Annotated in this window: 7 protein-coding genes; all 7 read right to left on the bottom strand. The window is 73.1% G+C overall.

What is annotated here, in order from left to right:
• Nucleotides 1-6: 6 nt before the first annotated feature.
• Nucleotides 7-4,902, bottom strand: a complete 4,896-nt coding sequence (locus ACWC0C_RS16910) for a condensation domain-containing protein (protein ID WP_450864647.1) — start codon at nucleotides 4,900-4,902, stop codon at nucleotides 7-9.
• Nucleotides 4,899-11,174 carry an amino acid adenylation domain-containing protein gene (locus ACWC0C_RS16915; RefSeq protein ID WP_450864648.1) on the bottom strand — a complete coding sequence of 2,092 codons (6,276 nt, stop codon included), beginning with the start codon at nucleotides 11,172-11,174 and terminating at the stop codon, nucleotides 4,899-4,901. The genes ACWC0C_RS16910 and ACWC0C_RS16915 overlap by 4 nt, the downstream gene beginning before the upstream one ends.
• A 106-nt stretch (nucleotides 11,175-11,280) precedes the next feature.
• Entirely contained in the window at nucleotides 11,281-13,152 is a 1,872-nt protein-coding gene (locus ACWC0C_RS16920) for a BTAD domain-containing putative transcriptional regulator (RefSeq protein ID WP_450864649.1), read from the bottom strand.
• Nucleotides 13,153-13,202: 50 nt separating this feature from the next.
• Nucleotides 13,203-15,845, bottom strand: a complete 2,643-nt coding sequence (locus tag ACWC0C_RS16925) for an aminotransferase class I/II-fold pyridoxal phosphate-dependent enzyme (protein ID WP_450864650.1) — start codon at nucleotides 15,843-15,845, stop codon at nucleotides 13,203-13,205.
• Nucleotides 15,835-16,905, bottom strand: a complete 1,071-nt coding sequence (gene hppD, locus ACWC0C_RS16930) for a 4-hydroxyphenylpyruvate dioxygenase (RefSeq protein WP_450864651.1) — start codon at nucleotides 16,903-16,905, stop codon at nucleotides 15,835-15,837. Before hppD ends, ACWC0C_RS16925 begins: the two co-directional genes overlap by 11 nt.
• A 202-nt stretch (nucleotides 16,906-17,107) precedes the next feature.
• A complete protein-coding gene (locus ACWC0C_RS16935) occupies nucleotides 17,108-20,161 on the bottom strand; it encodes a type I polyketide synthase (RefSeq protein WP_450864652.1) in 3,054 nt (1,017 codons plus the stop codon).
• Nucleotides 20,158-21,999: a non-ribosomal peptide synthetase gene (locus ACWC0C_RS16940; protein ID WP_450864653.1), complete on the bottom strand. Its 1,842-nt coding sequence runs from the start codon at nucleotides 21,997-21,999 to the stop codon at nucleotides 20,158-20,160. Before ACWC0C_RS16940 ends, ACWC0C_RS16935 begins: the two co-directional genes overlap by 4 nt.
• Between the last annotated feature and the right edge of the window lie 165 nt (nucleotides 22,000-22,164).

The following is a 22,164-nucleotide window of genomic DNA, read 5'->3' on the forward strand; positions in this document are numbered from 1 at the left end:
CGCGCCTCACTGGTGACTCAAATCCTCTCGTCTCGGTTGGTCTTCGGTCAGATGTCGCGCCGGATCCGCGGCGCCCGGTACGAGGGCGGCCTGCGCGGCGATCGTGGGATGGGCGCAGAACTGCCCGGCGGTGATCGCGACACCGGCCTGGTTCGCATGGGAGGCGGCCTGGATGGCGAGCATCGAGTCACCACCGAGGGCGAAGAAGTCGTCGTGGACGCCGATCCGGGCCACCTCCAGGTGCAGCAGGTCGGACCAGACACGCGCCAGCGTCCGTTCCCGGTCGTCGCGGGGCCCTTCACCCCGCTGTTCCGCCAGGGTCAGCGGCACCGCCGGCGACCAGCCGGACGTCACCATCGGCGCGTCCAGCTCCCACCGCCCCGTCACGGCGGCCCGGGGACCGTCTCCGCCGGGAAGCAGCACCGCGCACTCGGCCGCGTCGGTACCGTCCACCCCCGTGAGCGTGCCCGGCGCCGCGTCCACGCCGCCGTCGACCAGCCGGACCCCTTCGTCGTCGCGGAGGCGGGCCGGCGCCTCGGTGTCGGGCGGCACGCAGACGACGAGACGGCGGCCGTAACCGCGCTGCAGCGCGGCAAGCCGTAGCAGGTCGGCCCGGGACCAGCCCGTTGCCGTGGTGACCACCCACTTCACCGGGGGGACGCGGAAAGCCTGGTGCAGTCTCCTTACGGCCGTCTCGCCGATCGATGCCGGGAGCGGGCCGGTGAGCACCTCCGTCGCGGGGAGCGCGGCGAGTTCCACATACAGCCGGGCGTCCATGCGGGCCTCCAGCCGGGGCTCCAGCAGGCCCTCCGAGGCTTGGGTCAGCACCACCAGCGGACGGCTCGACCTGGACCGGTACGCCCTGACCGCCGCCACGACATCGGTCACCGCGTCATCCAGGCGGCGGACGAGCGTGCCCAGGCGTCCGGGCACCGGTGACCCGATCAGATCGGCCCAGCGCAGCACGAGCACATTGATCCCGTCGGGCCCGGCCGCGAAGACTCCGGCGGGGTCGAGCAGGGCGCCGAACACCTGGGAGGTGACGGCCAGACCGGGCGCGACGTCGAAGCGGGCAAGCAGCCGCTCGGCCTCGTGCCGGATCGGCTCGGCCGGGCAGGTCGTGGCGACGGCCAGCCTCGGCACGGCACGCGGCCGGACACGAACGGGCTCCGGCAGCGATGGCCCGGGAACGGCGCCACCGGGCGCGTCGCTCATCCGGACGATGATCGACTCGAAGCGGGAGAGCAGATCGTCCACCACCTCCCCGCCGAGCCTGGTGGTGTCGTACTCGACGTCCGCGTCCAGGACGCCGTCCTGCCAGCGCAGATGGAGGAACAGCTCGAACGACGTGGTCCTCCTCGGCACGTCCAGTGTCCGCACGGACACCCCCGGCAGGTCGAGGCCGGTCGACGGCTCGTCCACCACGTTGAGCGCATGCTGGAAGACCGGGTGGTGCGACCGGTCGCGCGGCGGCCGGACCTCCTCGACGATCCTGCTGAACGGCAGCTCCCGATGCCGCTGTGCGCTCAGCACCGTCTCGTGCACGCGGCGCAGCAGCGCCCGCGACGTCGGCGCCCCTGACACGTCCAGGCGGAGCGGCATCAGGTGGGCGAATCGGCCGACGAGGTCTTGCAGTTCCGGGTGCTCCCGGCCCCCGGACGGCACGCCGAGCACGACATCTCCGCGACCGCTCTCCTCGCCCAGTAACAGGGCGTACGCGGTGAGCAGCACGACGAACGTACTGACGCCGCACACCCGGGCGAGCTCCTCGGCGCGTGCGCCCAGATCGCCGCGGAGCGGCCGAGCCACCGTACCGGCTGTCCCCGCCGCTGACGCGTCGCCGTCGCCGTCGCGGGCGCCGTCGCGGGCGTGGGCGCGGGCGTGGGCGCGGGCCAGGTCCAGCCGTGGCGGCGCGTCGTGGAGGCGGTCGGCCCAGTAGGCCGAGTCGGCCTCGGCAGCCGCGCCGGCCAGCCGGTTTCGTTCCCACACCGCGTAGTCCGCCATCTGGACGGGCAGCCGTGGCAGCGGCTCGCCCAGGCCCGACCGGGCCCGGTAGGAGGCGGCCAGGTCCCTCAGGAAGATGTGCCATGACGCGTCGTCACAGACGATGGGGTGCATGCCGATCAGCAGGTGGTGCCGGTCGGGTCCGTCCCTCAGCAGCCGTACCCGCAGCAGCGGCCCCGCCTCCAGGTCGTAGGGCTGCGTCGCGTGCGCGTCGATCGCCGTGGCCAGTTCGTCCGTCCGGCCCGCGATGTCGTCGATCCGTGCGCTGGGCCACCAGCAGTCGAGCCGGTCGTGGACGATCAGGGTGGGGCGGCCCTGCTCCGCGCCGAAGGTCGTGCGCAGGGCCTCGTGCCGCTGTACGACGTCGTCCACCGCCCCGCACAGCGCCGACTCGTCCAGTGGCCCGGTCAGGGTGGCCGCGAAGGTGACCGCCGCGGAGCCGGTGCCGAGCTGCGCGAGCGCCCACAGCCGCCGCTGGGTCGAGGTCGGCTCGATGGGCCGGTCCCGGGGCACCGGGACGAGTGCCGGGTGACCACCGGGCTCCGGCGCGGCCCCGTCCTGCGAGGCGCGCGCCAGGTCGATCGTGCGGGCGAGTGCCGCGATCACGGGGTCGGCGTAGAACTCGTGGAACGCCACGGGCACCCCGAACTCCTGGTGCACCAGAGACAGGGCCCTGGTGGCCAGCAGCGAGTGCCCGCCCAGCGCGAAGAAGTTGCTCTGCGTGCCGACCTCGTCGGCACCGAGCTGATCGGCCCACAGCGCCGCCAGCCGCTTCTCCGTCTCCGTCCGCGGCGGCACGTACTCCTGCGGATTCGCGTCCGCCGCGGGCTCCGCGGGATTCTTCGCCGCCTTCATGATCTGCGCCGCGGTGGCGAGATGGGCCTCCGCGTACTCCGCGCGTTCCGGCCCCGGTGGCCCCGCCCGCCATGCGGAGTGCATACGCCGTACGGCGAGCGTTCCGAGGGCGGCGAAGAACTCCTCGGTGTACGGGACGTGCCCGAGCGCGTCCGCGGCGGAGTCGGAGATCTCCGTGACGCCCAGCCCGGCGGCGAACTCCGCGGGCCACGTCACCTCGACGCCGGGCACACCGGCCAGTCCCCGGGCGAGCCTCTCGTCGGCCGCGCCGAAGACGCCCCCCGCCTGCGACGGGCAGACCATCACCAGCAGGGGCGCGCTCGTCCGGGCACGGAAGGCGGCGACGGCCGCGAGCAGGTCGTCGACCACTTTGGCGAGCAGGTCGACGGAGGAGTCGCCGGGGCGGTGGCGGGACCAGTCCTCCCAGCGCAGGAGGACGACCTGCCCGTCGCTCGCTTCGCCGGCCAGGAGCTGCTGGAGGACCTGGCCGTAGGGCGCGAACCGTACCTGGAACGGAACCCGTGAGAAGCCGGACCAGAACCGCATCGCCGAGTCCATCGGCTCGGCGGTGAACGACGCGGCGACCTGGACCGTGCGGCGGCGCAGCGGCACCACATCGGCGATCGGCCGGTCGGGCGTCTCGGCGAACCCGGTCAGCACGGCGACCAGGCCGTCGGCGACGTGCCGGGCGGTCTCGTCCAGGTAGAGGTCGGTGCTGTACCCGAGGACGCCGGTCAGCCCTGTGGCCCCGCGGCGCACCGTCAGGAACATGTCGAAATCGGTGGCACCCGTCTCGACGCGCTCCGGCGTGAACGTGACGCCGCCCGCCTCACGCGGCTCCGCCGCGCCGATCTCGCTGACGCTGAGCATGATCTGGAACAGCGGGTTGTACGCGAGCCGCCGGGTAGGCGCGAGCTCCCGCACGAGCCCGGAGAAGGGCACGTCCTGGTGCGCCGCCGCGGCGGCGGCCGACCGCTGGACCCGGCGCATCAGCTCTTCGCCCGACGGGCCGCCGGACAGGTCGACCCGGATCACCAGCGTGTCGGCGATGCTGCCGATCAGCGGCTCGAGCTCCGTCCGCTGCCGGCGCGCGACCGGCGTGCCGAACAGCACGTCGTCCTGGCCGGTGGCCTGCTGGACCAGCGCCGCGAAGGCCGCGGTGACGACGTTGTTGAGGGTGACCCCCGCCCGCCGGGCCACCGCCACCAGACGGTCGGTCACATCGCCGGGGAGGGCGAACTCGGTATGGGCGCCCCGCCCGCTCTGCGCGGGCGGGCGGATGCGGTCCGCCGGAATGGTCGACAGGGCCGGGGCGTCGGCCAGCCGCTCGCGCCAGTAGGAAAGCTGCGACGCGAGCCGGTCGCCGTCGGCCGCTTCCCGCAGGGCCGCGGCATGGTCGGCGAACCGCAGGCGGAGCTCGGGCAGTTCGGCGTCCTCACCGTTGCGGCGCGCGTAGCACGCCACCAGGTCGCCCAGGAAGACCTCGGTGGACCAGCCGTCGATGACGATGTGGTGGACACAGACCAGCAACAGGTGGTCGTGCGGTCCCAGAGCGAACAACGTCACCGCCACCGGAGGGGCGGCGGTCAGGTCGAACCGCGGCCGGGCCCGCTCGGCGATCAGCCGCGCGAGGGCCGGGGAGTGCGGCCCGGCCGGCTCTGCGGCGGCCGCCTCCGCGGCGACCACGGGCATGGGCGGCACGAACACGTCGAGAACGACCTGGCGAGGCCCGTCGGGAGTCTCCCGGAACACCGTTCTCAGTGCCGACTGGCGGGCGACGACGTCCCCCACCGCCGCGTGCAGGACGTCCCGGTTCACCCGACCCGTCAGCCGGACCGCGAACGTCACCGGCACCGCTCGGCCGGGCGAGAGCTGATCGGCGACCCACAGCCGCTCCTGCGCGGGCGACAGGGGCAGCGCCTCCCCGTCGCCGGTCCCGGGGGGCGGTGCGGAGGCGGTGGACCGCTGGGCCAGCCTGGCCTGGAGCAGCCTGCGTTGCTGCGGAGTAAGCCCGTCGAGCAGCTCGCCGAGGTCCTTGCTCATCGCACCGTCCGCCCTTCGAGGTCGGCGACCGCGTCGCTGATCGACGCGAGCACGAGATCGGCCATGCGGCCGGCGAGCCCGTCGCCGACGAGGTCGGGCCGTACCCGGACCATCAACTCCCAGTTCTCCGAGAGCGGCCGGCGCGCGACCGTGACGGTCATCGGGAAGTCGTTCCGGTCGGAGTACCAGAACTCCAGCGGCCGGACGTGCTGGAGGGAGGCGAGGGAATCGTAGGTGTGGAAGTCGGCATAGTTGAACAGGACGTCGAACGGCATCGAGCCGAGGGCGCCGCGCAGCGTGGCCAGGGGCAACCTGCGGTGGGGGGCGAGCGCGCGTTCCGCGGCCCAGGCCGAGGCGACCACGTCGCTCCAGCCCGCCGCGCCCCTGGTGTCGACGCGAAGCGGCACGCTGTTGACGAACATGCCGATCACCCGGTCCGCGCCGTCCGCCTCGACGCGGCCGTTGACGGTCAGACCGGTCACGACATCGGCGGAGCCGCTCAGGGCGGCCAGGGCCCGGACATGCGCGGCGAGGAAGACGCTCTTGACCGGCACGGCCAGCCGCGCGGCCGCCGCCCGCGCGCTCCGCCGCAACGTGGCGTCGAGCACGCGCCGGACGTCGACGTCGGGAGCTGCCGACGGGACCGGGGCGGGGCGCACCCGCGCCGTCACCGGTGCGGGACGGTGCCCCTTCAGCATCGCCGTGAAGTACTCGGCGGCGCCGGGATCGGCCGCCGTCCGCCGTTCGAGCGCCACGAAGTCGCGGTAGGCGCCCGTGCGCGACGGCCCGCCGGGTTCCACACGCCCCCCGGACAACCGGAGGTCGTAGGCCTCCATGATCTCGGTGAGGAGGACCGCGAGGCTCCATCCGTCCATCACCGAGTGGTGCACCGACAGCGCCAGCGTCCACGAGCCGTCGCCGTGGTCCAGCGCGTGACACCGGGCAAGCGGAGGCTCGGCGGGGTCGAACCATTCGTGCCACTGGGGCAGCCACCAGTCCCGCACCACTGCCGCGTGGCCGCCCGCCGGTCCGACCGGGGCCTGGAGCACCGTCAGCGGTAGCGGAGCGTCCCTGTGCACCCGCAGGAGTGGCCCGTCGTCGTCCAGCACGTCGAACGAGGCGCGCAGCAGGTCGTGCCGGGCCGAGACGGCGTTCAGCGCGTCGCCCAGCGCCGCGGGATCGAGCGGTCCGGCAAGGCGGACGGTGCTCAGATCGTGGTACAGGGTCGGGTCGTCGCCGACCTCGTACTCGTAGAGGATCCCGGTCTGCAGCGCCGAGGCGGGGTAGGCGTCCACCAGGCCGTCCGTCGCGCCGTCGGTCAGGCGGTCCGCCGACCCGCCCCTCAACTCCTCGCCGACCCCTGCTCCTTGGTCCTCCGGGCGGCCCGCATCGCCCGCGCCGAGCACCGCCACCAGCTCGGCGACCGTCGGATGGGTGAAGAGGTCCGCGACCGTCAACGGCAGTTCGGCGGCGCGGGCGGCGGCCACGACCTGGACGGCGTGCATGGAATCGCCGCCGAGCACGAAGAAGTCGTCGTCCTCGCCGACCCGCTCGACGCCGAGCACGTCCGCCCAGATGCCGGCCAACCTGGCGGCGGCGGACGCGTCCAGCCGCACGGCCGCGGGCCGCCGCGCCTGCGGGGCGGGCAGCGCGGCACGGTCGAGCTTGCCGTTCACGGTGAGCGGCAGCCGGTCCAGGGCGACCAGCGTGGCGGGCACCATGTGCGCGGGCAGCCGCCCCGCGAGCCGTCGGCGCAGCGCGGCGAGGTCCGGCTCCGCACCCGGCGCCGGCACCAGGTAACCGACGAGCCGTTCCGCGTCGTCGCCGTCGGCCCGCACCACCACGGCCGCCGAACGGACCTCCGGCTCGGCGAGCAGCGTCGCCTCGATCTCACCCGGCTCGATCCGGAAGCCGCGCAGTTGTACCTGCTGGTCGGCGCGCCCGCAGAACACCAGCTCGCCATCGGGGCGGAGGATCGCGAGGTCCCCGGTCCGGTACATCCTGCCGCCCGTGAAGGGATCGGGCAGGAACCGTTCGGCGGTGAGGGCGGGCCGCCCCAGGTAGCCGCGGGAGACGCCCGCGCCCATCACGTACAGCTCGCCCTGCACCCCGACCGGGACCGGTTCGAAGTCGGCGTCGAGCAGGGCCAGCCCGAGGTCGGCGAGCGGGCTGCCGATCGGGCTGCCCGCCGCCTCCGCGTCCGCGGCGGCAAGGGACCGCAGTGTCACGTGGACGGTTGTCTCGGTGATCCCGTACATGTTGACGAGGCGGGGGCACCGATCGCCGTAGTGCGCCAGCCAGTCGCGCAGCATCGCGGGTTCGAGCGCCTCCCCGCCGAACACGACGAGGCGCAGGGCCGTCGCCGGATGGCCGCGGTCGGCGGCGACCGCGGCGAGCTGCCGGAACGCCGACGGGGTCTGACTGAGTACGGTGACGTGCTCGTTCTCCAGCAGCTCCCAGAACGCCTCGGGATCCCGGCTCACGGCGTAGGGGACGATCACGACCCGGCCGCCGTGCAGCAGCGCTCCCCACAGCTCCCACACGGAGAAGTCGAAGGCGAAGGAGTGGAACAGCGACCAGGTGTCCCCGGGCCCGAACCCGAAGTCCTCGGCGGTGACGGTGAACAGCCGGGACACGTTGGCGTGCGTCACCACCACGCCTTTCGGGCGCCCGGTCGAGCCGGAGGTGTAGATGACGTAGGCGGTGTTCTCCGGGCGTACGCCGCTGTCCGACGGCGCGTCCGGCACGGCGGTGTCGTACGCGTCGGCGACGTCGACGAGGTCGGCTCCCGGGAGCAGGTCGGCGAACCGCGCATGTCCCACGACCGAGCGGCAGCCGGAGTCCTCGAGGGTCAGGGCGAGACGGGCCGGCGGGTAGCCGGGGTCGAGCGGCACGTAGCCCGCGCCCGCCTTCAGCACGGCCAGGACCGCGACGGCGAAGTCGACCCCGCGGTCCAGGCAGACTCCGACCAGGGTCTCCGGCCCCGCGCCGCGGGCCCTCAGACGGTGCGCCAGCCGGTTGGACGCCAGGTCCAGCTCCCGGTAGGTGAGCTGCGTCCGGCCGTCGCCGATGGCCACCCGGTCCGGGGCGCGGCCGGCTTGGGCGGAGAACAGTTCGTGCAGGCAGCCGCCCGGGCGGGTCGTCCGCGCGGGCAGGATCACGCCGCGTTCGGCCTCGGCGGTGAACCGCAGAGCGCCCAGCGGGACGTCGGGTGTGGCCACGGCCGTGTCCAGGAGCCGTGTGTACCAGTCCAGGAGCCGCCGGGCCGTGGCGGGTTCGAACAGGTCGGCGCTGAACTCGGCGGTGACCCGCACGCCCTGCGGCAGCTCGTCGAGCTCTAGGGTCAGGTCGAACTTCGCGGTGCCGTTGTCCAGGGCGACCGGCTCGACGTCGAGCCCCGGCAGCGCGGCCTGCGGCCGTAGCGGCCCCTGGTAGGCGAACGCCACCTGCGCGACCGGCTGCCGGGACAGGTCGCGGTCGGGTGCGACCCGTGCCACGACGGCCTCGAGAGGCACGTACTGGTGCTCGTGGGCATCGATCGTGCGGTCCCGGCCCTCCCCGACGAGCGAGCGGAAGGTCTGCCGGGCGTCCGGCCGCAGGCGGAGCAGCACGGTGTTGGTGAAGAAGCCGAGCACTTCCTCGGCTTCCGGGCTCGGCCGCCCGGCCATCGGCGCGGCCACCACCATGTCGTCCCCGCCGCCGACGGCGCGAAGCAGCGCACCGAACGCCGCCAGGTACACGGCGAACGGGGTGGCGTTCTCGGCGGCGGCCAGGCCGGCGACGGCGGCCGCCTGGTCCGCTGACAGCGTCGTGGAGACCCGGCCGCCCGCATGGGTCTGGACCGGCGGACGGGGCCGGTCGGCGGGCAGCTCGATGGTGGCGGGAGCGCCACTCAACTGCTCGCTCCAGTAGGCGAGTCCGGGCTCCAGCGCGTCGGACCGGGCGAGCGCGTCGTGCCAGCCCGCGAAGTCGGCGTAGCGCAGCGCGGGCGGGGACAGGTCCCGGCCCGCCCCGGTCTCCCGCGCGTACAGCAGGGCCAGATCGCGGTCGAAGACGTTCTGCGACCATCCGTCGGTGACCAGATGGTGCATGACGACCACGAACAGGTGGTCGTCCGGCGCGAGCCCGTACAGGGTGGCCCGTATGAGCGGCGCACGGGCGAGGTCGAAGGGGCGCGCGGCCTCGGTCGCGGCCTGCGCCAAGACCTCCTCGAGAGGACGTCCCGCCGAGTCGACCACGGTCAGCAGGGGGCCGTCCTCGACGGCTTCGGACACCACCAGGTTGCCGTCGACGAGCCGGAATGCCGCCCCCAGCGCATCGTGGCGGCCGACGAGCGCGGCGAGCGCCCTGCCGAGGGCGGCCGGGTCCAGCGGGCCACGCAACCGCAGTGCGGACGGCACGTTGTAGGCGGAGCCGGCGGCGGGATTCAGGTGGGACAGGAACCAGAGCCGGCGCTGTCCCGGCGCCGCAACCGGGGGCCCGCCCGCCGGCGTGACCTCGGGCAGGGACGCCCGTTCGTCGACCCCGGCACGGATCAGGGCCGCCAGCTCGGCCAGTGACCCGCTCGCGTTGAACTCGCGCAGGGTCGGCCGGGCCCGCAGGTCGGCCGCGATCCTCGTGAGCACGCGGGCGGCCTGCAGGGAGCTGCCGCCCAGCCGGGTGAAGCCGTCGGCCCGGCCCACGGGCCGCACGCCGAGTACGTCCTCCCAGATGGCGGCCAGGGCGCGCTCGACGGCGTCCGACGGTTCCTCGAAGGGCACACCGTCCGGCCGGGGGCTGAGTTCCAGCGAACGCAGTACCGCACGGTCGACTTTGCCGCCGTGCGTCTGCATGGGCAGCGCCGCGAGGGGCACGAACAGCGAGGGAACCATGGTCGGCGGCAGTGCGGCGGCGGCTTCGCGGCGCAGCTGGGCGGCCGAGAGGTCGGTACCGCAGACGAACGCGACCAGCCGGGCGTCGGCGCCCTCGCCTCGGGAGACCACCGCGCACTGGTGCACGCCGGGAAGGGCGGAGACCACCCGCTCCACCTCGGCGGGTTCGATCCGGACGCCGCGGATCTTGACCTGGTCGTCGGTCCTGCCGGCGAACTCCAGCTGGCCGTCGGGCAGAACGCGCGCGAGATCGCCCGTCCGGTAGAGCCGGGAGCCCGGCTGCTTGGCGAAGGGGTGCGGGCCGAAGAGCTCGGCGGTCAGCGCCGGCCGGCCCAGATAGCCGCGGCTCACCGTCGGGCCGCCCAGGTAGAGCTCGCCCACCGTCCCGGGCGCGACCGGCCAGAGGTCGGCATCGAGGACGTACGCCTCCACACCGGGGAGTGGGTGGCCGATCGGCGGCGGCCGGTCCGGCCGGCGCCGATCGCTGGTGGTGACGATCAAGGTCGACTCGGTGGGGCCGTAGGCGACGTGGAAGTCCCGTTGCCGTTCCCAGCGTTCGACGACCTCCGTGGGGACCACCTCACCGCCGACCACCAGGGTGCGCAGGCCGGGCAGCTCCGCGTCCGGCAGCACCGCGAGCACCGAGGGCGGCAGGAACGCCGTGGTGACGCGCTCCCGTTCGAGGAGCCGCGCCAGCCCGGGACCGATCAGGTCGGCGCCCCGCGGCGGAATCACCACGGCACCCCCGCTGGTCAGCGGCCCGAAGATCTCCCCGACCGTCGCGTCGAACGTGATCCCGGCGAACTGCAGCGTGCGGGTCCCCGGGCCGAAGTCGACACGGCTGCCGATCCCGGCGAGGAACGCGGTCACGCATCGGTGCTCGACCATGACGCCCTTCGGCCGTCCTGTCGACCCGGAGGTGTACATGATGTAGGCCAGGTCCCCGGGACGCGCGGCCGTGGGCGGGAGACCGCCGCCGGGCCGGGAGCCGACGGGTTCATCGACCAGCACCACGGGGCAGGCGTCGGCGGGCAGCCGGCCGACGAGATCCGTCCGGGTCACCACCAGGGCGGCACCGGCGTCGTCGAGCACGACGCCGAGCCGGCGGGACGGATACGCCGGCTCCAGCCCGACGTACGCGGCACCGGACTTCAGCACCGCGAACAGTGCGACGACGAGCTCGGGGGAGCGGTCGAGCAGAACACCTACGTAACCACCCCGACACGCGCCCAGTTCACGCAGCCGCACCGCGAGGCGGCAGGCCGCCTCGTCGAGCTCGGCGTAGGTGAGCGCGGTGCTTGCCTGGACGACCGCGACCGCGTCCGGGGTCGCCGCGACCTGGCGTTCGAACAGGCCGTGGATGGTGTCCGCGCCGTTCAGGTAGTCCTGGGCGCTGGTCATGGCTGGCTGGTCCACCTCCCTGCGGCCCGGCCGTGGACCGCAGCACCCACCTTCGCCTCGGGCTCTGGCGCGCCGCTGACGGCCCGCTGGTCCGTCACTGACGCCCTCACGCGCTGTCGGCGGAATTGCCCGCGAGGGCAGCGGACAACTGCCTCACGTCCCCGGGCTCGGGTGCCAGCTCGGCTGCGACCAGCCGGACCAGCGTGGACATCCGGTACCGCCCGTCCCGCCGCGCAAGAACGAGGTGCACGTCGGCGAGGGTGTTCAGGGCGGAGCGCACGCGAGGGAGGCTGAGCCCGGTGTGCGCGGCGAGCACGGGTGCGGCCACGCCTTCGGAGTCGATCTGCGGCCAGCCACCCAGCAGCCGGAACATCCTCCGCGCGTCCGCCGGCAACAACCGGTCGTAACCCGCCCGGATACGGGCCCGCAGGGTCAGCCCGCCGAAGGCGAGCTCGTCGAGGCGCCGCTGCTCATCGGAGAGCTGATCGGCGAGGTCCTTGAGCCGCAGCTCCGGCCGGGCGGCCAGGCGCGCCGCCACGATACGGATCGCGAGCGGCAGGTTCTCGCACCGGTGGACGACGGTTCGCGCGGACATGAGTTCCGCGTCGACCCGTTTCGGTCCGGCCGTACGGCGCAGCAGTTCCAGCGCCTCCTCGTCGTCCGGCACGTGCAGGGTGAGGTGTGCGGCACCGTCGATCATGGTGAGCGCGCGCTTCCCGGTCACCAGCGCGGCGGAGCTGCCGGCCCCGGGCAGGAGCGGGCTGACGTGGCCCAGGCCGGCGGCGCCCTCCACGACGACGAGCACGCGCCGGGTCGCGAGCGCCGACCGGAACAGCGCGGCCAGCTCCTCGCCACAGCGGGGCAGCGCGGTGACGCCCAGCATGGGCAGCCATCGGCTGAGGATCTCCGCCGGTTTCGGCGTGGTGTCGTCGTCCGCGTGCAGGTTGGCGTAGAACTGGCCGTCGGGGAAGCGCGCGGCGAGCCGGTGGGCCGCGTGCACGGCGAGAGTGGTCTTGCCTGCCCCCGCCGGACCGCTGATCATCCCGACCTGTCCTGCCCCTTCCTCGGCGAACCAGCCGCAGACCTCCGCCAGTTCGGCCCGGCGACCCACGAACGTCGAGGTGTCACGGGGAAGTTCGGCGGCCAGCCGTACCCGTCCGTCGCGGGCGGACCCGGGGCGTGCCGGGGCGGACGGCGTCCCCACGAACCAGAAGCCGTCGGCGTCCCCCGTCCTCCCGACGGTGCGCCCGGACAGGATGTCCCGCTGCAACTGCCGCAGTTGGGGCCCCGGCTCGATACCCAGGTCCTCCCGCAAACGGGCACGGACGCGCCCGTACGCCGCCAGCGCGTCGGCCTGGCGGCCGGTGCCGCACAGTGCCACCATCAGCAGCGCCCACAGCCGCTCACGGTACGGATGGGCACCCACCATGGTCTCCAGCCGGGGCACCATCGCAGCCTGCCGCCCCAGTGCGAGCGCCGCCTCGACCGCGTCCTCCTCGACGGCCATGCGCAGATCCTCCAGGCGCTGGACGTCGTCCTGGATCGCCGTGGCGGACACGTCGGCGAGGGCGTGCCCCCGCCACAGGTCCAGCGCCGCCTGGAGGGCGGCGGCCCCCTCGTCCGCTCGCCCGGTCTTGATCGCCGCGCGCCCACGGTCCGTCAGGTCCTCGAAGCGGTGCAGGTCGAGCGCGCCGTCGGGCAGCATCAGCCGGTAGCCGCCCGCCTCGGTCAGTAACGCGGTGTCCGAGTCGAACTTCAGGACCTGGCGCAGCCGGTAGACATAGGCCTGCAGCGTGTTCCTGGCCTTCGCGGGGGGAGCGTCCCCCCAGACCTGGTCCTCCAGCTCGTGCACGGGCACCGTCTGGCCGGCCCGCAGCAGCAGCACGGCCAGCACGGCTTTCTGCTTGTCGGCGGCGATGTCGATCAGCCGGTCGCCGTCCCATACCTGGAGGCACCCGAGGATCCGGAAATCCATCATGCTTCTCTCGTGTCATACGCGGGTCCGTCCCCGTCGACCGGGCTCGGGGATCAGGAGACGCCGACGTGGCGGGCGTACTCGGTGATGAAGGCGGCCAGCCGTTCGATGCCCTCGACGGCCTGCTGCCGCGTGAGGTAACTCCACGCCAGGCGGATGACGTTCTCGCCGCCGCCGCTCGGATGGAAGTAGCGCATGGGCGTCCAGATGACCCCGAACCGTTCGGCGGAGACGGCCAGCGCCGTGTCGTCGGCGGCGAACGGCACGTTCAACGCGAGGAAGAAGCCGCCCGAGGGACGATTCCAGGAGACGCCGTGCGTCGCCCGCTCGCGCTCGGGGAACAGCCGGCGCAGCGTGTCCAGGACCGCGGTCAGGTTGGCGTCGTAGGCGCAGGCCGCCTCGGCGTTCCGCGCCCGCAGCCCGAAGCCCGACTCCAGGAGCAGGCCCCCGACCACCGCCTGGCTCAGGCTCGGGGTGTTGACGGTGAGCATGCTCTTGAGCTTGGAGATCTCGTCGGCCAGGCGGGTGCGCTCGCCGCCGCGGTCCACGACCTCCTGGTCGGCGACCAGGTAACCGAGCCGGGCACCGGGAAAGGCGGATTTGGCGAAGGACCCGATGTGGATGACGCATCGCGCCGGGTCGAGGGCCTTCAGCGGCGGTAGCGGCTCGGCGGAGCCGACCACCCGGTAGGGGCTGTCCTCCATGATGAGGACGCCGTTCCGGGCGGCGGCCTCCAGCAGTTCGTGGCGCGCCCGGAGGGGCACGGTGCTGCCCGAGGGGTTGGAGTGGTCGGGCACGAGGTAGCACGCGCGCGGCCGGTTCCCCGCGGCCCGTACCTCCGCCACCGCCTGCTCGAACGCCACCGCCGTCAGCCCGTGGGGGCCCTCCGGGATCTCGGCCAGCGCGATGTCGAGCATGCGGGCCGCCCCGGTGATCCCGACGTAGCACGGGCTGGCGACCAGCAATACGTCGCGCGGCGAGGCGAACAGCGCCCGCAGCGTGAGGAACATCGCTTCCTGCGCGCCGACGGTGACCACGATGTCGGCGGGATCGGCGATGATGCCGTCGTCGGCCAGCGTCCGGGCCACCAGGTCCCGGACCGCCCCGGCAGTCGCACCGTACTGGAACAACGCGGTGCGGATCTGCTCCTCGGACCGGCCGAGACCCGCCAGGTGATCGATGTAGCGGTGCAGCCACCGGAACAGCTGCTCGACCTCGAAGAAGTCCTCCAGCGGCCTGCCTGGCGCGAAGGAGATCGCGTCAGGATGACGCATGGTGATCTCGTTGAGGAAGTTCATCGTGTCCATCACCGGCGCGGACGCGCTCGAATGCAGCCCCTCCTTGGACAACACCCCTGCGCCCGGGTCGACCGGACCGCCGGCCACCGGGCTGGAGACGGCGGGCGCTGGGACGGAAACGGGGGGAGCCGGGACGGAAGCGGCGGGCGCCGGGAGGGAAACGGGGGGAGCCGGGAGGGAAACGGGGGGCGCTGGGACGGAAGTGGCGGGCGCCGGGACGGAAGCGGGGGGCGCTGGGACGGAAGTGGCGGGCGCCGGGACGGAAACGGGGGAAGCCGCGGCGGAGACGGGAGAAGCCGCGGTGGAGACCGCGGGCGCCGGGGTGCCGAACAGCAGCGAGGCGTCCACGTCGGCCGGGCTCCGTCGGCCGGTCTGCAGCAGCACGTCGGAGAGTTCGTCGGCGAGGATGCCGAAGACGCCCGCGGCGCCCTCCTCGCCGGCCGCGGCCAGCCCGTACAGCACCGGCCGCCCGACCAGCACGGCGTCCGCACCGCGGGCGACGGCGGCCACGACATCGCGGCCGCGACGCACTCCGCCGTCCAGGAGGACCGGACAGCGGCCGTCGACGGCGTCGGCGACAGCCGGCAGCGCATCGAGGGTGGCGGGGGCCGCGTCCAGCTGGCGGCCGCCGTGGTTGGACACGATGATGCCGTCCGCGCCGGTCCCGACCGCGTGCAGTGCGTCCTCGGGCGTGAGGATGCCCTTGAGCAGCAGCGGCAGCCGGCCGATCGACCGCAGCCACTCCACGACCGACCAGTCCAGCGCCGGGTCGAGATCCGAGCGTGCGTGGACATCGGCCGAGGAGTACGCGGCGCAGGCGGGCAGATTCACCGGCCGCACGTGGTCCGGCAGGCGGAAGGCATTGCGGATGTCGCGGGGACGCCTGCCCAGCCGCGGGCAGTCGACCGTGAGCACCAGCCCGGCGAACCCCGCGGCAGTGGCACGCTCGACCAGGTCGCGCGTCAGCCCACGATCGCGGAAGCAGTACAACTGCAGCCACAGCGGGCTGGTGGCCACGGCCGACAGCTCCTCGAACGCGCGGCCGGCGAAGGTGCTGACCACGACCGGGATGCCGAAGCGGCCGGCGGCCCGTACCGTGGCCACCTCTCCGTCGGGATGAACCATCGTGTGATGAGCCATCGGAGCGACGGCGATCGGCATCGCCCACGACTGGTCGAACAGCCGCACCGAGAGATCGGTCTTGGCCACCCCGGACAGCACCCGCGGCGCGAGCCGTACGGCCTCGAACGCCGCCGTGTTGGCGTCGACCGCCCGCTCGTCGCCCGCGCCCCCGCGGACGAAGTCCCAGATCCCCGGATCGAGCGTGGCGCGAGCCAGCTCCGCGTAGTCGGCCACCATCGCCGGCGGCGTCTCGTAGCGCTGCGGCTCAGCCGGCATCGGCAACCCCGTCGCGGCTCTGCTCCCGCTCGACCGCCTCGTAGAGTCCCTTGATGTTGCCGCTGCCGAAGGTGCGCGCGCCGCGTCGCTCGATCACTTCCAGGAACAGCGTCCTGCGGGTGTACGGGGACCGGGTGAAGATCTGCAGCAGCAGGCCCCATTCATCGATGTCGGCGAGGATGTTCCGCGCGCGCAGGTCGTCGAGCTCGGCGCCGAGGTCACCGACCCGGTCCTCCACCAGGTCGTAGTAGGCATCGGGCGTCCTGAGGAACTCGACGCCCTGGTCGCCGAGACGCCGTACCGCCTCCCTGATGTCCCCCGTCCCGAAGGCGACGTGCTGAACCCCGGCTCCGCCGTGGGACCGCAGGAAGGTGTCGATCTGGCCGGGGTCGTGTGTCGCGTCAGGCTCCAGGATGGTGAGCGTGATGCCGCTGGCCGGGTCGCGCACCACCTTCGAGGACATGGCCTGCCGGCCCACTTCGATGAACTCCGCGAAGACCTCCTCGAAGCCGAAACTCTCCTGGTACCGGCTCACGGTCTTGTCCAGCTCACCGACCGGGACGCACACGGCGAAGTGGTCGATGTCCCTGAGCAGTTCACCCTCGGCGGGCGCGGGTATCGGTTTGTCGACGGGCGAGAGAGTGGGGTGCGGGAGCGGAGCACCCGCCTCGACGAGCGTGTGCACGACGTCGCCGAAGCCGCGGACCGCGGCGTTCACGACGGTGCCGCCCGGGCCGGCGTGGGACGACGGCGCGATGACCGGATCGGCGCCGTTTGCCACCGCCGTCCGATAGGCCTGTGCGACGTCGGGCACCTCGATCGCGATGTCGGCCACACCGTCGCCGTGCGCGGCCACATAGCGGGCGACCGGGTCGGCCGCGTCGGTGGTCGAGGTGAGCAGCAGGCGGATCCGGCCCTGGGCCAGCAGTATCGAGTAGGGCTGCCGGGCCGGGTTCGACTCCGCGATCGAACGGAAGCCGAAGGCCTTGCAGTAGTAGTAGGCCGCTTGGCAGGCGTCGCCGACGTACATGTGGACATGGCTGAGTCGCGAACGATTCATGCTACCCCCGCAGCAATTCCCAGGTGGCCCGCGTGGACCCGGTTGACGTCATCCTCACATCGAGGCCTGTACGGCACGCTGAACACTTTGCTGAACCCGGATCCCCCGCCCGGTGGTTGTCCGGGTGAGCCACCAGATCCAGGACGGGCAGAAATCGACCCCGGGAATTGGCTTCGGGTTAGTTGAATTGCTGGAGTGCGAGTCAGGTTTCCTCGCGCAACCGGTCCTCGACTTCTTCGGGCGACATTTCCGCGATCTCTGCGATGAGCTGAGCCATGACCGCCGGGTCCTCGGGGTTGTCCGCGACGGGCGGGAAGCCGCTCCGGCCGGCGAGCGCAACGAGCTCCCGGGGTGTCGGTGCCGAGTACAGCGCGTCGCCCGGCAGCTCGACACCCGTCGCGTCGGCCACCCTGGCGATGATGCGGGTCGCCAGCAGCGAGTGGCCGCCGAGGTCGAAGAAGTCGTCGTCGAGACCGATGTCGTCGATGCCGAGCAGCTCCCGCCAGATGCGCAGGACGGTACCGGGCAGACCTGCGACCGACTCCGTCGCGCCGGCCGGCTCCGCCCCGGAGACGGACGAGACGTGCTGCGCGCCGTGCGCTTGCTCCGCCGTGACCGCGAGGCCCAGGCCCGCTCCGGGCACCGGCTCCACCCAGTGCCGCCGGCGCCCGAACGGGTACGTCGGCAGCGGTATGCGCGACCACGTCCCCCGGCGCCACCGGTCCCAGTCCACGGATGCGCCAGCTTCCCACAGCCGGCCCACCGTACGGGCCAGGTAGACACCGTCGTCGGCTTCGCGTTCCGGATCGGGCAGCCCGCCGAGCGGCACATGGTCGTCCCCGGCCCTGCCGAGGAGCGTACGAAGGGTGGCCCCCGGACCGACCTCGAGGAACACCGATGCCGGGCCGCTCAGCAGCCGCCCCACCCCCTCGTGGAAGCGGACCGGGCTGAGCAGATGACGGATCCAGTACTGCGGGTCCACGGCCTCCTCGGGACGGATCCAGTCGCCGGTCAGGTTGGACACGAAGGGTATCTCCGGCGGGCGGAGAACGGCCTTGCGCAGCATCGACTCGAACGGCGCGGCCACGGCTTCCATCATCGGGGAGTGGAAGGCGTGCGACGTGCGCAGCCGGCGGCACGTCGCCCCCGCCGCCCGCAGCCGCTTCTCCAGCGCCTCCACGGCCGGTACGGGACCGGATACGACGCACAGGTCCGGGCCGTTGACGGCCGCGACCGTGGTCTCGGCGTCGAGAGCGGGCCGTACCTCGTCCACCGCGAGGGCGACGGTGAGCATCGCGCCGGGCGGCTGATCCTGCATGAGCCGTGCCCGCGCGGCCACCAGATCGAGCGCGGTGGCGAAGTCGAAGCACCCCGCGACGGTCGCCGCCACGTACTCGCCGAGGCTGTGTCCGATCATCGCCCTGGGCGTGAGCCCGAGCTCCATCCACAGGCGGGCGAGGGCGTGTTCGACGGCGAAGAGCGCCGGCTGTGTGCAACCGGTGCGCTCCAGCTGCTGCGCGTTCTCGGCCGGATCTCCCGCGTACAGCAGGCCGCGCAGGTCGAAGTCCAGGCGCTCGTCCGCGGTGTCGATCCAGGTGCGGAAGGTCTCCTCCGTCTCGTACAGGTCCCGCCCCATGCCCACCCGCTGGGCACCCTGTCCGGGGAACATGAAGACCACGCCACGATCGCGGGCGTCCACGGCCGGCGGCCGTACGGCAGCCAGGGCGGCGACTGCCGAGTCGATGTCCGTGCACGCGACCGTGGCTCTGCGGCGCTGGGGTGTGCGGCCGCTCTGCAACGTGGCGGCGACGTCTGCCAGTTCGGCTTCCGGATGAGCCACCAGGTGTTCCCGCAGCCGGGCCGCCAGTTCGAGCAGCCGCTCGTCCTCGCGGGCGGACAGGGTCAGCACCTCGCGCCCCCGTCCCCCGGAGGAGCGGGGAGGCGGGGGCGGGGGCTCCTCCAGGACCATGTGCGCGTTCGTCCCGCCGATGCCGAAGGAGCTGACCGCCGCTCGCCGCAGCCCGCCGTACTCCGGCCACGGCGTCGCCTCGCCGAGCAGGCGGAACCGGCCGGAGTCCAGGTCGATGTCCGGGTTCGGCCGGGTGAAGTGGCGGCTCGGCGGCAGGACGCGGTGCTTGAGCGCCAGCACCGTCTTGACGAGGCCCGCCACTCCGGCCGCGCCGGAGAGATGACCGATCTGCGCCTTCAGGGTGCCGAACGTGCACGGGACACCGTCGGTGCCGAACGCCTCGGTGAGTGCCTCGAACTCGATCGGATCCCCGAGGGACGTGCCCGTCCCGTGCGTCTCCACGTAGCTGATGGTCTGGGGGTCCACGCCCGCGACGCGGTGCGCCGCGCGGACGACGGCGACCTGCCCGTCCACCCCCGGAGCGGTGAAGCCCATACGCCGCGCGCCGTCGTTGTTCACCGCCGACCCGAGGATGACGGCATGGATGGTGTCGCGGTCGGCGAGGGCGTCCGCCAGCGGCTTGAGCACCACCACTCCCACTCCGTTGCCGAAGACCGTCCCGTCGGCCGCGGCGTCGAACGGCAGGCAGTGCCCGCTGGAGGAGAACACCGAGCCGGGGGTGTGCCGGTACCCCTCGTGCTGCGGCACATGGACCGTGACACCGCCGGCCAGGGCCAGTTCGCACTCGCCGGCGACCAGCGCCTGGCAGGCCATGTGCACGGCGACCAGGGACGACGAGCAGGAGGACTGCACGCTCAGGCTCGGCCCGCGCAGGTCGAGGTGATAGGAGACCCGGGCCGCCAGCATGTCCTTCTCGGTGGCCTGCAGCAGCTCCTGCGGACCCACGTCGGCCAACGCCCCGGGGGAGCGCAGCAGGTTGCCGAGCAGGTAGGCGTTCTGGCTGGCACTGGCGTAGACGCCCACGGACGCGCGTTCGGCGCGGGGGGCGTACCCCGCGTCCTCCATCGCGGCCCAGGCGCACTCCAGGAAGATGCGCTGCTGCGGGTCGAGCAGCGCGGAGTCCCGCGGGGTGTACCCAAAGAAGACGTTGTCGAAGTACTCGACGCCGTCGAGTACGCCGTGGACGTGCCGGTAGTCGGGACGCCGGGCCTCGTCCGGCGCCACCCCGGCGGCTATGGCGTCCTCCGCGGTGAACGACGTGAGCTGCTCACCACCGTCGAGTACGTTGTCCCAGAACCGTGCGACCGAGTCCGCGCCGGGGAAACGTCCCGCCATTCCCACGACGGCGATCTCGAGCCCGGTCGGCTCCGCCTGCTGCGCGCTCATCGCTCGTCCCCGCTCATTGCGGCGCGCCGCCGGGCACGGGCGGCTGCGGTCAGCCTGCTGCGTCCTCTGCCGTACTCCGCCTCCGCGCCGGGTGCCGTGGCCGCCTCCATATGACGCACCAGCAGGTGCACGGTCGGGTTGCGGAAGAGCGTGACCATCGAGATCTCCCGTTCGAACAACTTGACCAGTCGGGCCCTGAGCCGCATCAGCAGCAGCGACGTGCCGCCGATGTCGAAGAAGTTGTCGTGCACACCGACGCTCGCGAGGCCGAGCGTCGCGGCCCAGACCGCGGCGACCTGCTCCTCCAGACCGGCCCCCGGCGCGACCTGGTGGTCGGTTCGCTCGGCGACGGGGGCGGGCAGAGCGGCGCGGTCGATCTTGCCGTTCGGGGTCAGCGGCAGGGCGTCGAGCACCACGATGGCCGAGGGCACCATGTGCGGGGGCAACCGATCGACCGCGAAGGCGCGCACGTCCGCCTCGCTGACGCCGGATCCGGTCACATAGCCGGCCAGCCGCAGCTCGTCGGCGGTGCCGTACGGTACGACGACGGCCTGTCCCACGTTCGGGTGGCCGGCCAGGACGCCCGCGACCTCGCCGGGTTCGACGCGGTATCCCAGAACCTTGACCTGGTCGTCGGCGCGCCCGACGAACTCCAGATCCCCGGAGGGAAGGCGCCGGACCAGGTCGCCGGTCTGGTACATGCGCGCCCCGGGCGGCTCGGCGGGGCACGGTGTGAAGGCGGCCGCAGTCGCGGCGGGAGCGTTGAGATAGCCGCGGGCCACGTTCGCCCCCGAGATGTGCAGCTCGCCCGTGACCCCGTTGGGGACGGGCTCCTTGTCGGGCCCGAGGACGTAGGTGCGCACCCCCCGCAACGGGCGGCCGAGGGGGACCGTCGCGGCCTCCGGCACGTCCTCGGGTACCCGGTAGGCGAGCATCGAGACGGTGGTCTCGGTCGGGCCGTAGTGGTTCTCGACGGCCAGGTCCGGCCGGGCGGCACGGACCCGGCGCACCAGGTTCGGCCGCAGCGGCTCTCCGGCGCAGATCAGCAGGCGCCGCGGCAGCACCCCCGCGGCCATGGCGCCGTCCGCGCCCGCCAGGGCCGCGAGATGGCTCGGTACGAGCTTCATCGCGTCGATCCCGTGTTCCGTGAAGTACGCCGCGAAAGCCTCCGGATCGATCGCCTGCTCGCGGGACAGCACGTGCAGCCGGCCGCCGGTGGTCAGCGCCCCGAACACGTTGGTGCTGCCCAGGTCCGCGGAGAACGTGGACACCAATGCCCAGGACCACCCCGGTTCGGTCCGCTCGTACAGGCCGTTCAGGTAGTGGACGTATTGACGGTGCTCGACGGCGACGGCCTTGGGCTCGCCGGTGGAGCCCGAGGTGAACAGCACGTAGCACAGGGCCGAGTCGGGAGTGGGCGGCCGGACCGGACCCGCCTCACCGGGATCCTCCCCCGGCACGACCACGGGGAGCCCGGAGGTCCCGGCGCGTTCCGCCAGCTCCGGAGTCGTCACCAGGGCCGTCGCGCCCGCGGCCGACAGCAGGGCGTTGACGCGGGTGCCGGGATGCTCGGGGTCCAGCGGCAGATAGGCCCCGCCCGCCCGGAGTATGCCGAGCATCCCCACGATCATCGCTGCCGACCGGGGGACCAGCAGGCCCACGGGACGATCCACTCCCACGCCGAGCGCGGCGAGCCGGACGGCCACCCGCTCTGCCCGGCATTCGAGCTCGCCGTAGGTGAGGTCGCCGTCGGGCCCGGTGACCGCGATCCTCGACCGCGCCCTGCGCGTCTGGGCAGCGATCAGTTCGTGCAGGGTGGTTCCTTGAGTGGCTCCCATGAAAGCGATCGTCGTGTCGCACCCTGACTCAGCGCTGAACCGGCGGTGACGCGCCGGGCGGTCGTCCTGCCTTTACGTTCTTGACAAGCCAAAAACAGGCCACAATTGATGGCTCATTGATAAAACATCGAAGTTGAACTGGTCTCAGGTGTGTACAAAACCAAA

The organism is Streptomyces sp. NPDC001709, from assembly GCF_053596375.1.